This is a genomic window from Teredinibacter turnerae T7901 (assembly GCF_000023025.1).
Classification (GTDB): Bacteria; Pseudomonadota; Gammaproteobacteria; order Pseudomonadales; family Cellvibrionaceae; genus Teredinibacter; species Teredinibacter turnerae_B.
Window position 1 is genome coordinate 993,912 of the sequence record NC_012997.1, and the last position, 13,597, is coordinate 1,007,508.

Consider the following 13,597-nt stretch of genomic DNA (forward strand, 5'->3'; position numbering starts at 1 on the left):
AATTGATCGCTTGCACATGAGAATTTAGTCATTGAAACAGTAGGAGGGCAATGTGGCTACGAGAGGTGTTAACAAGGTAATTTTGGTTGGTAATCTCGGCCAGGACCCGGAAACGCGCTATATGCCTTCTGGCGGCGCGGTAACGAATATCAGTATCGCGACTTCCGAGAGCTGGAAGGATAAGCAAACAGGTCAGAATCAGGAGCGAACAGAGTGGCATCGCGTTGCATTCTTTGGTCGCCTGGCGGAGGTCGCAGGTGAATATCTGCGCAAAGGCAGCAAAGTTTATGTAGAAGGTTCACTGCGTACCCGAAAGTGGCAGGATCAGCAGGGCCAGGATCGGTTTTCCACGGAAATTGTTGCAAGTGAAATGCAAATGTTAGACGCGCGTGGCGCTGGCGATGGGCAGGGATATGGCGGCTACGATGCTCCCGCACCACAACAGCATCAGCCACAGGCGCCTCGGCAGGCTCCGGCACCGCAGCAAGCGCCACCTTCTGCGCCACCGTCAATGGACAGCTTTGACGACGATATTCCTTTCTAAAAGCACCGCTTTGACTGCCGGAACCGCAAAGGCTCCGGCACTTTAATTCAACTATTACTTGAGGAGCCTGCTTGAGTTATCGGATTCTGGTGCGCCAGCAACAGTCAGATCTCGCTGCCTTATTTCTCGCAGCAATGGAAGATCACCCTTTCGTCCTGCTCACCCCGAGCGAAGACAACCTGGACTGGACCGATGCGTCGGCAATAACCGGATACATTCGAGAAAAAAGTCCAAATCTGGTTGTAAACTTTACAGAGCAATACCGTACGGCCAATGAGCGCGACGTAGATGCTGCATCTGCTATTGCTAAGGCCGCAATGGGCCGTGCTTTGCCTCTCATTCAATTGTCTTCCTTCGAAGCGCTTGGCCCCTTCTACCGGGACGCAGGTGTCGGGGAGGAGCTTGTTGAGGCTGCGTCCACTGGATTTGCCCGCACAGAGCGCGCTGCGGTAGCTGCGGAAAAAGCGCTCGTGTTGCGTTTGCCATGGGTGCTGGATAGCGTGCGCGGCAGTTTGTTCGATGAAATTAACCCGGCATTGCTTGCAGGTAGCCTAAAAACTGTTTCCGACCACCACGATCTTACGTTGGTACACTCGAGCTTCGTCGTACAATGTTTGGTTGCTATCACCCAGCAAATTTTCTGCTCGGCAGAAAACTGGGGTGTTTTCAACCTGCGTGCCGCTGATAGTTGTTCCGAGGCTGAACTCGTGGATACCATTGTCCGCATGATCAATAGTGAAGCCGATCTTGATATCGCAATGCCTAACGTCAGTGCAGGCAGAGAAAGTGAGCGATTACTAGCTGGCTCTGCTAACTTTTTGGGGCGGCGCTGCACTGATGATTTTGGAATTCAATTTCCGTCCTGGCGCCATGGCTTTAAAAGCCAGATTAAACGGTGGCTGCATAAGAATGATCTGGTGCCGGACTTGCGTAAGGTAAAGCGGAGTTAGCTCAGGGTACTGGCTGGGTGAGAACTGCTGTGCCGAAGCGTTTGCGTGGTTGCTTTGGATATGCTCTGAACCCGGCGCAGGCGAATGGGGACCCGCGCCGGTGGGTGGTCTAGGCTCGGGAGCGGCTAGCCATTATATTTGCTGAAGATGAGGGTGGCATTGGTGCCGCCAAAGCCGAAGCTGTTTGACATCGCCAGACCTATTTCCGCATCAATCGCGTTTTTCACAATATTCAAATCCGCTGCTTCCGGGTCGATTTCTGCGATGTTGGCAGACCCGGCGATAAAGCCATGTTGCATCATCAGCGCTGTGTAAATTGCTTCCTGAACCCCTGTTGCGCCGAGCGAGTGACCTGTCAGCGATTTCGTTGAGCTGATCGCAGGGGTATTGCTGCCAAAGACTTCTCGCACCGCACGCAATTCAGCGAGGTCGCCCACAGGTGTGCTGGTACCGTGAGAGTTGATGTAGTCGATAGAGCCCTCTACATTGGCCATCGCTTGGCGCATGCAGCGCGAAGCGCCTTCGCCAGAAGGTGCCACCATGTCGTAGCCATCAGACGTTGCGCCGTAGCCAACGAGTTCACCGTAAATAGTGGCGCCGCGAGCGAGAGCGTGATCCAGCGACTCGATAACCATACAGCCACCGCCGCCAGCGATAACAAAGCCATCGCGAGTAGCATCGTATGGGCGAGATGCCGTTTCAGGCGTGTCATTGTATTTGGTCGACAAGGCGCCCATGGCATCGAAAAGTCCGGTCAACGTCCAGTGTTCCTCTTCGCCGCCGCCAGCGAACACAATGTCTTGTTTGCCTAGCTGAATTAACTCCATCGCATTGCCAATGCAGTGCGCAGACGTGGCGCAGGCGGAGGAAAGGGAATAATTGACACCCTTGATCTTAAACGGGGTGGCAAGGCAGGCAGAGGTGGTGCTGCCCATTGTCTGGGTTACGCGGTAAGGGCCGGCGCGTTTGACGCCACGCTCGCGCATAATATCGGCTGAATCGACCACACTTTTGGTCGAAGCGCCACCAGATCCCATGATGATTCCAGTTCGTTCATTGGACACCATCTCTTCGGTCAAGCCTGCGTGCGCTATCGCCTGCTGCATGGCAACATAGGCGTATCCCGCTGCATCACCCATGAAACGTAATACTTTGCGATCAATATGTTCGCTCAGGTCGAGATTGACAGAACCGGATACCAGGCTGCGGAAGCCATGCTCTTTGTAGCTTTCGTTTGAGCTGATGCCGGATTTCCCGGTTTTCAGCGAAGACAGCACTGTGTCAAGATCGTTACCTATACACGAGACAATGCCCATGCCTGTCACGACAACGCGTTTCATAGTTTTCCTCTTAAATCGACTAGATCGGAGAGCGCCTTTCTGTGCGGCGCTACTTGCATTGTATCCGAGATGAGGTTGGTTTTCTTAAAAGGTGTCGGTATTGCTAAATAATCCGACACGAAGGTCTTTGGCGAAGTAAATTTCCTTGCCGTCTACAGCGACGCGACCATCGGCGATACCCATGATCAATTTACGTTCGATAACACGTTTTAAATGGATGTGATAGGTCACTTGTTTGGCGGTAGGCAGAATCTGGCCTGTGAACTTCACCTCGCCAGACCCCAGTGCTCGCCCGCGGCCGGGATTGCCTTTCCACGCCAGGAAAAAGCCCACCAGCTGCCACATGGCGTCCAGGCCCAGACAGCCCGGCATAACTGGGTCGCCAGGGAAGTGGCAGCCAAAAAACCAGAGGTCTTTGTGAATGTCTAATTCAGCGATAATTTCGCCTTTGCCGTATTCACCGCCAGTCGTGCTAATGTGGGCGATACGGTCGAGCATCAGCATATTGGGCACAGGGAGCTGCGCATTGCCAGGGCCAAACAATTCGCCATTGCCGCAAGCAATGAGCTCTTCGCGAGTGTAGGATGAGTTTGGAACGAAATCTTGCATAAGTTGAAAACTTCCCGGCTAAAAAGAGGATTTCCTCTGAAAAAGGCGCCATTCTACCCGTTGGGTATCGCTTGTCCAGTGTAGCCGTTATTAAAACGGGATGGCTGTAAAAAAAAGTGCCATCCAATTGTGGTATATTTCGTGCGTATAAGAATCGCAGGTTCTTAAAGGATCTTAACCCCTTTTCCTTTTAAATAGATAACAAGGTGTCGTTAATTATGATCAGCAAGTGTTTATTCCCGGTCGCAGGGTATGGAACCCGATTTCTGCCAGCCACTAAGTCAATGCCCAAAGAAATGCTGCCAATCGTCAATAAGCCACTGGTGCAGTATGGTGTTGAAGAGTCGCTTGAGGCGGGCTTGCACGAAATCGGATTCGTCACTGGCCGTGGCAAACGTGCTATTGCGGACCATTTTGACGTGAGTTACGAGCTGGAGCATCAAATTGCAGGTTCCAGCAAAGAGCAGTACCTCACCTCGATTCGCGAGGTTATTGCCAAGGGGTCTTTCTCTTTTACCCGTCAGAGCGAGATGCGTGGTCTGGGTGATGCCATTCTCAATGGCCGTCGTTTGATCGGCAATCAACCGTTTGGTGTTGTGCTTTCCGACGATTTGTGTGTTGCTGACGAAGACGGTGAAGGCGTTTTGACGCAAATGGTAAAGCTGTTTAAGCAGTTCCGCTGCAGCATTGTTGCCGTTCAGGAAGTCCCGGAAGATCAAATCAGCAAGTTCGGCGTCATTGCCGGCAACCCGATCAAAGACAATATTTATCAGGTTAATGAAATGGTTGAGAAGCCTGCCCCGGAAGATGCGCCGAGTAACCTGGCGATTATCGGGCGCTACATTCTCACCCCGGATATCTTTGAAATCATCGAAAACACCCCGCCTGGTAAAAACGACGAAGTACAGTTGACTGACGCACTCATGACACAGGCCAAAAACGGCTGCGTTCTTGCGTACAAATTTAAAGGCCGCCGCTTCGATTGTGGTAGTGTTGCAGGCTTTGTTGAAGCGACGAATTTCGTTTACGAAAACGTTTACAGCCAGGAATAACCCCGCCTACTTATCACCCTGGCACACGCTTTCGTGTTGTTGGGGTGATCACTTCTTCTCACGGAAACCGCCGCTCCTACGGCGGTTTATTATTGGGATCTACTATTGATGAAAATTGATATCTCCTGCTTCAAAGCATACGACATTCGTGGTCGGGTGCCTGAGGAGCTAAATGAGGATGTAGCTTATCGAGTTGGACGCGCCTATGCCGACTACCTGGGTGCGAATAAAGTTGTCGTGGGGCACGATATTCGGTTGACCAGCGCCTCGTTAACTGATGCGTTGGTGCGCGGTATCACAGATGCTGGCTGCGATGTTATACACATTGGGCAGGTGGGCACCGAGGAAGTGTATTTTGGGACATTTCACCTGAGCGCGGATGGTGGCATTTGCGTAACTGCCAGTCACAACCCAATGGACTACAACGGTATGAAGTTTGTCCGGGAAAATTCTAAGCCGATTTCTGGCGATACCGGCTTGAATGACATCAAGGCGATGGCTGAGGCGGGCGCGTTCAAGAATGCCGCTCGCAAAGGGCAAGTCGAACATCGTAATCTGCGTGAGGTTTATGTCTCCCATTTGCTGGAGTATGTAGATACGAAGCAATTAAAGCCGATGAAAATCGTGTGCAACGCAGGTAATGGTGGCGCGGGTGCAGTGATTGATGCTCTAGAGCCGCATCTGCCATTCGAATTTATTAAAGTTCATCACCAGCCTGATGGTTCCTTTCCTAATGGAATTCCTAACCCTCTGCTGCCAGAGCGCCGCGACGCAACTATAAGTGCTGTAAAAGAATCCGGCGCAGATCTGGGTATTGCCTGGGATGGCGATTTCGACCGCTGCTTTTTCTTCGATGAGAAAGGCAACTTTATCGAAGGTTATTATGTGGTTGGCTTGTTGGCTGAAGCGTTTATTCAGAAATACCCCGGTGCGAAAATTGTCCATGATCCGCGCTTAACCTGGAACACGATTGATGTTGTGCAAGCGGGGGGCGGGCGTCCGGTTATGAGTAAAACCGGCCACGCTTTTATCAAAGAAAAAATGCGTGCAGAGGATGCGGTGTATGGTGGTGAAATGAGTGCACACCATTACTTCAGAGACTTCGCGTATTGCGATAATGGCTCTATCCCCTGGCTGCTGGTTACGGAGTTACTCTGTGTGACAGGAAAATCGCTGTCGGAACTGGTGGCAGACCGCATGGCGAAATATCCGTGTAGTGGTGAAATAAATAACACGGTAAACGATCCACGCAAGATCATTGAGAGCATTGAAAAGCATTATGCATCGAGTGCGTTGGCTATTGAAAAGACCGATGGCTTATCAATGAGCTTTCCTGAATGGCGCTTGAATATTCGCATGTCCAGCACCGAACCGGTGTTGCGCTTGAATGTTGAAAGCCGTGCAGACACTGCTCTTATGGAAGCAAAAACGCGCGAACTGCTGGATTTCGTCAAAGAGTTTGATAGCGCGAGCTAAGCTTTTTTCTGCTGACTAGGCGTTTAGAGCAAGTTACATATTTCTCTCGCTGACCTGTTACAAAGCGTTACTTAAAACATCCGCAGGTTTGTAGATTTCTGCTAATGGAATCGGCATCATTTCATCTCTTGATGTTTTAACTTGGCAATGAAAATTGCGAAGTAAATAGGCGGGGCAGGGAAGCACCGCTATTGCCGGATGGGCAATGTAAATCCTTGAAATCTCAGAAAATCCACACATTTTCGTCAGTATTTCAAGGGTGCGCGATTAATATAGATAGGATCAGCTATTTAATCGCCAGATAAAAAGTAGCGCTTCGTACCGGGGCGCTTATTGAAACGGAAGTCCAGGGAGATGTGTAATGAAAAAGACGTTGAGTTTGATGGTGTTGCTGGTTGCGGCGAGTTTGCTGCACGCAGGCGAGGCTCTGGCAGAGTCGAACGAAAGCTATTTAAAAGAAAATGGCGTGGTGTTGTCTCTAGGTCAGGTAGCTTTTGACAGCGAGGTGGCCGCTCAAGAAGGCGTAGACGACTCTGCACTGTATGTAGTGGCGGGCTGGGAAGGGCGTTACCGAAGCAATTTGATTGTTGGCGCAGGTATTTCTTTATACGATTACTCGGACAATGAGGCCTTTGAGCAGCTGACTGAATCGAATTGGGGGGGAAACGAGCGCAATTCCAGTTCTTCAGCAACCGCGTATAACTTATACGGCGAGTTAGGTTACGGTGTTGATCTCGCGCCAACGGTGAGTCTGGATCTTCTCGCAGGTTATGAGATGGTGCTCTCTTCGGAGCGGTCCATCAGCTACTGTTCTGATTGCTATTCCGAGGATATTGACATAGATTCCGGTTTGTTCCTTGCTCCACGCCTAAGGTTTAAACCATGGGAACATTGGATGATAGCGTTAAGTTACCAGGGTTATTTGACTGGGGATGTTGAGAGCAGCGCACAAATTAGTGCAGGCTATATTTTTTAAAATCTGCGGGCACTCAAGACACAAAAAAGCCGGTATATTACAGGCTTTTTTGTGTCTTGAGTGCGAGGGATAATTGGCAAAACGTGTTCATTGTGTCGACTGTTCGTGGGAGTTTTCTACCACTTTACCGCCCAATTAAGCGATCTACCGAAACGACGCCAGCGCCGGCGCTGAGCAAATACAGCAATGCGGTACCCCACAGCAAATGTTGCGGCCAGGATGAAGGGTAAACGAAGATTTGGATAACCAGCGTGATGATTAAAAGCGCCAGCGCGCTGAGTCTGGTGAGCAATCCGCACAATATGAAAAGCGAAAAGAAAAACTCGCTGATTGTTGCTAAATAGGCCGCAATAACAGGAGGAAGCAAAGGAATCGCGTAGTCGTATTCAAACAGCGCAAATGTGCTGCTGGATAAATTCCAAAACATCCACTTTTGCCCGAGTATTTCGCTTCCTGCAAGTTTGGTTTGTGCCGAAAACCAGAACACCATAAACATGGATACGCGTGCTGCCAGTTGCAGTACCGCCTCGGGAATGACGTCAGCTAACTTTTTTGCGTAGCGATCTGTGAGTAAAAAAATATTCATAATTGAGTTGGCTCGTCGATGCGGTGAACAATACGCGAGTTTACAAAAAATGCTACTGCCTCGCTTGGGTTAAATTCGTCACTGTGGTCGAGCCCCGCAGCCAGCGCCTGAGAAAGCGCCGCCCCATCAATCAAACGGTCAAAAAATGCGGTCAAACCTGCTGTTAGATGGTACACGTTCACTTCTGCGTCTGGTCGCAGAACGAGGGCGGCTTGTGCTTGCTCAATGTCATCTTCGAGAGTTTTTTGTACTGAATCCCGCGCAAACTCCCACAGGGTGAAGACCGCGTAATCTGATTGAATCAATTTACAGCTGGGATGCAGTTCAAATTTGGCTTTGCCTAGCGCATCCGGATGAATCAATTGGAATGCGGTGGGTTCGAGTGCTGCCGCTTCTCGGGCGTGGTAAGCGTTGTGGTAGGCCCAATCCAGGCGTGCAACATCGGCTAAATAGGGCAATTCCTTAACGGGAGGGAATGTTCTTATAAATGCGGGAAAGGTTTCGCCAAGTGCGGTGCTTGCAGCGCTTTGAGGGATATTTTTCTCCAAATAGGCTTTTCCTATAGCATCAAAGTAGGTGTCGCCAACCAGGTTTTTCGTTGCAGGAAAGTGTGAGCCGAGGGTGTCAATAAGTCCGCGAAACACGTTATTCCTGTAGATCGCCAAGCGTGCGTCTAATTCTTCTCGGGGATAATCACACAGTGCGTGTTCGACACCAAACGCATGACTGCTTTCGATGAGGTGGGCGGTGAATTGCTTTTGAAATTCCTGCAGCGTCACGAGTTGCAATGTCCCTGTTGGAGGCGGTCGGCTTTAGTGGCCTCAGCTAGAAGTGTCGCAAGCGGAGGGATGTTGTTGTCCCATTCGACTAAAACTGGAAGGTGAGCTGCCAATCTGGTGTGCACGTGTTTGTAGAGCTGCCACACAGGCTTACTGATCTCCGAGCCGTGGTCATCCAAGCGAAGTTTTTGCCCGTTGGGTAAGGATTCAATGCGGTGACCTGCCAGGTGGAGTTCTCCCACATGGGTTGTGTCTACTGAGTCGATATACCGGTATGGGTCGAAACCGTTGTTGCACGCTGAAACGTATACGTTGTTAATGTCGAGGAGCAAACCACACCCTGTTTGTCTGGCAAGGAGGTTTAGAAATTCGGGTTCACTGTAATCTGAGTGCTTAAAATCGATATAGCTTGACGGGTTCTCTATAAAAATTTGCCGTTGTAAAGCGTCCTGTACTTGCTGAATATTCGTGGTGACAACTTTAAGCGTTTCGATCGTGTACGGCAGTGGCAGCAGGTCGTTTAAAAAACGGCTGTCGTTCCTGCTCCAGGCAAGGTGTTCCGAAAACTGGGCTGGTTGATAGCGGTCGCAAAGTTGGCGAATGGCTTTTATATGCGTTTTGCACACGCCCTCCGCACTACCAAGGGACATACCTACCCCGTGAAATGAAATCGGGTAGTGTGCAGCGACAGCCTCAAGGTAACGGTGCGGCGGTCCACCGTCGCAGAGGTAGTTTTCCGGGTGAATTTCGAACCAGCCAATGTCAGGCCGGTGTTCCAGAATTTCGTGATAGTGAACCGGTTTAAGTCCAATGCCTGCGCGGCGGGGAAGGTTGGTGGTCATACTGGCGGTCGACTAGCCCCGCTAGGACGCGGGGCCGATGCACGGGTTACTTGTCTTTTTTGGGTGTCAGGCTACCACCGACAATCGCGTCGCATTTGCCTTTGGGGACATAAATCCAAGCGTCGGCGATAGAATCTTTTTTGGCCTGTCCAGCACAGCTTGTTCCCTGACTGGCAATTGCGCAGTCGTTTTTGCCAGCTTTGACAATACCGTAGCATTTTTCCATGGTGGGCTGAGCCGCGTGTGCGCTGGTTCCTGCTGTCGCCATCATTACGCCAGCGGCAATAGCGCTGGAAATTACAACGGATTTATTCATGTTTTTCATTAAAAACTCCTGCGAAAGCCAGTTCCTCCTCTGGAACTGGGTCGGTGGGGGTTGCCCTAAGTCAATCTTGGGGCATGAGGTTTGGACTAGTCCCGCGGGGAAAAGGTTCTTCGAGTGTATAAAAAAAGCGCGACCGAGGTCACGCTTTTTAAACAGTACTATCTCAATTGTGCAAATTAGAGCGATTTATTTGCCTCGTTAAATTTGCGTACCAGAGTCTGGGTCGATGAATCCCAGTCGCCGGGGATATCTGTGGTGGTAATTGCATTCGCGATGTGAGTGCCAAGCAGCTTACCAAGCTCAACGCCCCATTGGTCGTAGGAGTTGATATTCCACAGCACGCCCAGGGTATAGACTTTGTGCTCGTAGGCGGCGATCAGTGCACCCAGTGTTTCTGGGGTCAGCTTCTCCATTAAAATGACATTGCTGGGGCGGTTGCCTGGGTGCACCTTGTGTGGCGCCAATGACGCGATTTCTTCTTCGCTTACGCCGGCTGCGCGAAGTTCTGCTTCAGTGGTGGCGAGGTCGCGTCCGGTCATCAACGCCTGGCTTTGAGCCACGCAATTGGCAAACAGGTATTTGTGCTGGTGCGCAATTGGATGGTGTGCTTGCAGGGTCGCGATAAAGTCGATCGGAACCATGGTGGTTCCCTGGTGCAGCAACTGGTGGAACGAATGCTGCCCGTTAGTGCCTTCTGTGCCCCACACGATAGATCCGGTTTGGTAATCGACTTTCACGCCGTCACGGGTCACGCTTTTGCCATTGCTTTCCATTTCCAGCTGTTGCAGGTAAGCCGGCAGCAGCTGCAGATGGTAGGCGTAAGGCAGAATGGCCTGTGTGTCGGTGCCGAGGAAATTGCTGTACCAGAACATCAACAGACCCATGAGCACGGGGATGTTTTTGTCCAGCGGTGCAGTGGCAAAGTGCTGATCCATTGCGCCTGCGCCGGCGCGCAGTTTGTTAAAGTTTTCCATTCCCACTGCAAATGCGATGGGCATACCGATCGCGGACCAGAGTGAGTAGCGACCACCGACCCAGTCCCACAGTGGATACACGTTTTCGGCATCGATACCGAATTCAACCGCTTTGTCGACCTTAGATGAGATTGCGACAAAGTGATGTTTCAGCTGATCTTGTGCGCAACCGCTATCGAGCATCCATTTGCGGGCGGTCAGCGAGTTTTCCAGTGTTTCCAGGGTAGAAAAGGACTTCGATGCGACCAAAAACAGAGTGGAAGCCGGGTTCAGTTTCCGGGTTAGATCGTAGATTTCAGCACCGTCGACGTTGGCAACAAAGTGCACATTCACATGCCCGGTGTGAAACGGAGTCAAGGCTTTAGTGACCATGCGCGGTCCAAGGTCTGAGCCGCCGATACCGATATTGACCACGTCGGTAATTTTTTCGCCGGTATAGCCTTTCCATTCACCACTGTGGACTGAATCGATGAGGCCCGCCATCTTCTCTAGGGTTGCTGCAACCGCTTTTTCTTCCTCGGTACTCGCTTCTCCCAGGTAGCGCAATGCAGAGTGCAGGGCGGGGCGGTCTTCAGTATTGTTGACGTGATCACCACGCATTAACCGCTTGATGGCGCCGCTCAGGTCGGCTTGTTCTGCTGCTGCGACCAGCTGGCTCAGCGTGTTTTCGTCCACGTGATTTTTGGAGTAGTCCAATTGCAGGCCCGCGGCGGTAACCGAAAAGCGCGCGGCACGGTTGGTGTCCTGTTGAAATGCCTCGGCCAGAGTGCGGTTTTGCCATTCGTTGGCGGCGGTGTTCAATTGGTCCCAATTGCTGAAAAGGTCAGATAATTTCTTTTGCATTGTTAGGCTCTCTGTGCTCCATACAACCATGTGCTTTTCGCTAGATGCTGCGACTAACGGAAAAGCGAGTGAGATCCGCCAGTGCGGATTGAAAGGGCGAGGTCGGTAGTTGGTCTATCAACGTTAAAGCTTCGTCGGCGTGCCGATTGGCACATCGCATGGTGTACTCCAGACCACCGCGCTCGCGCACGATAGAGATAATTTGTTGCAGTTTGTCGACGCCGCCTTGCTGGATGGCGGTGCGGATAAGCGCGGCTTCCTCGGGTGTTCCCTGCGCCATGGTGTAGATCAGGGGTAGCGTCGGTTTTCCTTCCGCAAGATCATCGCCGACATTTTTACCGAGAGACTCGGTATTGCCGTGGTAATCCAGAGCGTCGTCCACCAGCTGGAAAGCGACACCCAGGTGATACCCGATCTGCTTAATACTGGCGCGCTGCTCGGAACTTACTCCAGCAATTACGGCGCCAGTTTCACATGCGGCTTCGAATAAGGCGGCAGTTTTCTTATGGATCACTGCCATGTAATTTTGTTCAGTGACGTCCGGATCTTTTGCGTTGACCAGTTGCTGCACCTCGCCTTCGGAGATGACGTTTGTGGTGTCGGACATGATGGCCATGACATCAATGTTACCTACGCCCACCATCATCTGAAAGGCGCGGGAGTACAGGAAGTCACCGACCAGCACACTCGGCGCATTGCCCCACTGTGCATTGGCACTGGGGCGCCCACGGCGCAATGCCGAGACGTCGACAACGTCGTCGTGCAATAAGGTGGCGGTGTGAATGAATTCAATAATGGCGGCCAGCTCGATATGCTGCTGGCCCTGGTAACCCAGTGCTTTTGCGGCGAGCAGTACCAATAGTGGTCGCAGGCGTTTGCCGCCGGCATCGACTATGTATTGGCCTATGTTTTCTACGAGGTCTACATCGGAATGCAATTTAGCAACGATAAGCCGGTTTACGGCGTCAAAGTCGGCCTCAACAACTTTGTGGAATGACTGCATCGGGTCGGGTTACCTGTTTTTTAGAGGGGGCGATGCTAGGCGGCCACCGCTGGGGTGTCAAGATGCCAACTGTGGCGCCAAAAACAAAATGCCCGGAAAACCGGGCACTCTACATACATCGTGATATTGTCTGCGGGAAGCCGCGGACGCTTAGAGTACGTCTACCGCGTTCAGATCGCCGAATGCCTGCTCCAGACGAGCAATCATGGCATCCTGACCTTTGCGCAACCAAACGCGGGGATCGTAGTACTTTTTATTGGGCTTGTCTTCGCCTTCAGGGTTGCCGATCTGGCCCTGCAGGTAGCCTTCGTTCTCTTTATAGTAGTTCATAACGCCTTCCCAGGTTGCCCATTGGGTATCGGTGTCAATGTTCATTTTGATTACGCCGTAGCTGATGGCTTCTTTAATTTCTTCCTGTGTTGAGCCGGAACCACCGTGGAATACGAAGTTCAAGCTGTTCGCGCCCAGGCCGAATTTCTCTGAACAGTATTTTTGTGAGTTGTCGAGAATTTTCGGGGTGAGTTGCACGTTGCCTGGCTTGTACACGCCGTGAACGTTGCCGAAGGCCGCAGCGATCGTGAAACGCGGGCTGATAGCGCTGAGCTTTTCATACGCGAAGGCGACATCTTCTGGCTGAGTGTAGAGCTCAGAACTGTCCATCCCGCTGTTGTCGACACCGTCTTCTTCACCACCGGTGCAGCCCAGTTCGATTTCGAGGGTCATACCCATCTTGCTCATGCGCTCCAGATACTTGGCGCAAATTTCAATATTTTCTTCGAGGCTTTCTTCTGACAGGTCGAGCATGTGGGAGCTGAACAGAGGCTTGCCGGTTTCTTCGAAGTGCTTTTCACCGGCGTCGAGCAGGCCGTCAATCCATGGCAGCAGTTTTTTAGCCGCGTGGTCGGTGTGCAAAATTACGGGAACGCCATAGGCTTCAGCCACCTGGTGTACGTGCTTGGCACCGGATATTGCGCCCAGGATTTGCGCCTGCTGGCCTTCGGCTTTTATACCTTTCCCTGCAAAAAATGCGGCACCGCCGTTGGAGAACTGAATAACAACCGGTGATTTTACTTTTGCAGCGGCTTCCAACACGGCGTTGACAGAATCAGTACCAACACAGTTGACCGCTGGAAGCGCGAAGTTGTTGGCTTTGGCTATTTCGAATATCTTTTGTACATCGTCACCAGTGGCAACACCAGGCTTAACGGCTTCTAAAACTTTGGACATAGTGTGGATTCCTGTCGTTAACATTAATTGGGCGTGCCTGTCCTTGGAGAGCCAGGCGCTTCGGGTGCCCC

The 13,597-nt window shown here is 51.5% G+C and carries 14 protein-coding genes; 5 read left to right on the forward strand and 9 right to left on the reverse strand.

Annotated features, from left to right (window positions below):
* The first annotated feature begins 52 nt into the window (after positions 1–52).
* Together ssb and TERTU_RS04150 are read left to right on the forward strand one after the other, a co-directional pair.
* A complete protein-coding gene (gene ssb, locus TERTU_RS04145) occupies positions 53–544 on the forward strand; it encodes a single-stranded DNA-binding protein (protein ID WP_015818796.1) in 492 nt (163 codons plus the stop codon).
* 71 nt (positions 545–615) lie between these two features.
* Positions 616–1,494: a sugar nucleotide-binding protein gene (locus TERTU_RS04150; RefSeq protein WP_015819226.1), complete on the forward strand. Its 879-nt coding sequence runs from the start codon at positions 616–618 to the stop codon at positions 1,492–1,494.
* 125 nt (positions 1,495–1,619) lie between these two features.
* On the opposite strand, the gene fabB is transcribed toward TERTU_RS04150, so the two are convergent.
* Positions 1,620–2,834 carry a beta-ketoacyl-ACP synthase I gene (gene fabB / locus TERTU_RS04155; RefSeq protein ID WP_015818656.1) on the reverse strand — a complete coding sequence of 405 codons (1,215 nt, stop codon included), beginning with the start codon at positions 2,832–2,834 and terminating at the stop codon, positions 1,620–1,622.
* Positions 2,835–2,918: 84 nt separating this feature from the next.
* A complete protein-coding gene (gene fabA / locus TERTU_RS04160) occupies positions 2,919–3,443 on the reverse strand; it encodes a 3-hydroxyacyl-[acyl-carrier-protein] dehydratase FabA (RefSeq protein ID WP_015820382.1) in 525 nt (174 codons plus the stop codon).
* A 218-nt stretch (positions 3,444–3,661) separates the two neighbouring features.
* Between fabA and galU the strand changes: the two genes are divergently transcribed.
* The 3 genes from galU to TERTU_RS04175 all read left to right on the forward strand — a co-directional run bounded on the left by galU (position 3,662) and on the right by TERTU_RS04175 (position 6,947).
* Positions 3,662–4,495: a UTP--glucose-1-phosphate uridylyltransferase GalU gene (galU, locus tag TERTU_RS04165; RefSeq protein ID WP_015819798.1), complete on the forward strand. Its 834-nt coding sequence runs from the start codon at positions 3,662–3,664 to the stop codon at positions 4,493–4,495.
* 108 nt (positions 4,496–4,603) lie between these two features.
* Positions 4,604–5,971 carry a phosphohexomutase domain-containing protein gene (locus tag TERTU_RS04170; protein WP_015817378.1) on the forward strand — a complete coding sequence of 456 codons (1,368 nt, stop codon included), beginning with the start codon at positions 4,604–4,606 and terminating at the stop codon, positions 5,969–5,971.
* Between the two features lie 361 nt (positions 5,972–6,332).
* A complete protein-coding gene (locus TERTU_RS04175; RefSeq protein ID WP_015818582.1) occupies positions 6,333–6,947 on the forward strand; it encodes a porin family protein in 615 nt (204 codons plus the stop codon).
* A 124-nt stretch (positions 6,948–7,071) separates the two neighbouring features.
* On the opposite strand, the gene TERTU_RS04180 is transcribed toward TERTU_RS04175, so the two are convergent.
* The 7 genes from TERTU_RS04180 to fbaA all read right to left on the reverse strand — a co-directional run bounded on the left by TERTU_RS04180 (position 7,072) and on the right by fbaA (position 13,526).
* A complete protein-coding gene (locus tag TERTU_RS04180) occupies positions 7,072–7,533 on the reverse strand; it encodes a DoxX family protein (RefSeq protein WP_015817970.1) in 462 nt (153 codons plus the stop codon).
* Entirely contained in the window at positions 7,530–8,312 is a 783-nt protein-coding gene (locus TERTU_RS04185) for an HvfC/BufC N-terminal domain-containing protein (RefSeq protein WP_015819937.1), read from the reverse strand. Before TERTU_RS04185 ends, TERTU_RS04180 begins: the two co-directional genes overlap by 4 nt.
* Complete coding sequence (gene bufB, locus TERTU_RS04190) at positions 8,309–9,154, reverse strand: MNIO family bufferin maturase (protein WP_015819629.1); 846 nt, start codon at positions 9,152–9,154, stop codon at positions 8,309–8,311. Before bufB ends, TERTU_RS04185 begins: the two co-directional genes overlap by 4 nt.
* Before the next feature lie 46 nt (positions 9,155–9,200).
* Positions 9,201–9,479, reverse strand: coding sequence for a BufA1 family periplasmic bufferin-type metallophore (locus TERTU_RS04195; protein WP_015820028.1), 279 nt, complete (start codon positions 9,477–9,479; stop codon positions 9,201–9,203).
* A gap of 176 nt (positions 9,480–9,655) precedes the next feature.
* Positions 9,656–11,296, reverse strand: coding sequence for a glucose-6-phosphate isomerase (gene pgi / locus TERTU_RS04200; protein ID WP_015819580.1), 1,641 nt, complete (start codon positions 11,294–11,296; stop codon positions 9,656–9,658).
* A gap of 40 nt (positions 11,297–11,336) precedes the next feature.
* Positions 11,337–12,299: a polyprenyl synthetase family protein gene (locus TERTU_RS04205; RefSeq protein WP_015817799.1), complete on the reverse strand. Its 963-nt coding sequence runs from the start codon at positions 12,297–12,299 to the stop codon at positions 11,337–11,339.
* Between the two features lie 150 nt (positions 12,300–12,449).
* Positions 12,450–13,526, reverse strand: coding sequence for a class II fructose-bisphosphate aldolase (gene fbaA, locus TERTU_RS04210; RefSeq protein ID WP_015817193.1), 1,077 nt, complete (start codon positions 13,524–13,526; stop codon positions 12,450–12,452).
* Positions 13,527–13,597 lie beyond the last annotated feature (71 nt).

Coding starts and splice junctions, on each gene's coding strand:
- bufB (WP_015819629.1), bottom strand. CDS start 9,154: ATGACCACCAACCTTCCCCGCCGCGCAGGCATTGGACTTAAACCGGTT.
- TERTU_RS04170 (WP_015817378.1), top strand. CDS start 4,604: ATGAAAATTGATATCTCCTGCTTCAAAGCATACGACATTCGTGGTCGG.
- fabB (WP_015818656.1), bottom strand. CDS start 2,834: ATGAAACGCGTTGTCGTGACAGGCATGGGCATTGTCTCGTGTATAGGT.
- TERTU_RS04180 (WP_015817970.1), bottom strand. CDS start 7,533: ATGAATATTTTTTTACTCACAGATCGCTACGCAAAAAAGTTAGCTGAC.
- TERTU_RS04195 (WP_015820028.1), bottom strand. CDS start 9,479: ATGAAAAACATGAATAAATCCGTTGTAATTTCCAGCGCTATTGCCGCT.
- galU (WP_015819798.1), top strand. CDS start 3,662: ATGATCAGCAAGTGTTTATTCCCGGTCGCAGGGTATGGAACCCGATTT.
- TERTU_RS04175 (WP_015818582.1), top strand. CDS start 6,333: ATGAAAAAGACGTTGAGTTTGATGGTGTTGCTGGTTGCGGCGAGTTTG.
- fabA (WP_015820382.1), bottom strand. CDS start 3,443: ATGCAAGATTTCGTTCCAAACTCATCCTACACTCGCGAAGAGCTCATT.
- fbaA (WP_015817193.1), bottom strand. CDS start 13,526: ATGTCCAAAGTTTTAGAAGCCGTTAAGCCTGGTGTTGCCACTGGTGAC.
- pgi (WP_015819580.1), bottom strand. CDS start 11,296: ATGCAAAAGAAATTATCTGACCTTTTCAGCAATTGGGACCAATTGAAC.
- TERTU_RS04205 (WP_015817799.1), bottom strand. CDS start 12,299: ATGCAGTCATTCCACAAAGTTGTTGAGGCCGACTTTGACGCCGTAAAC.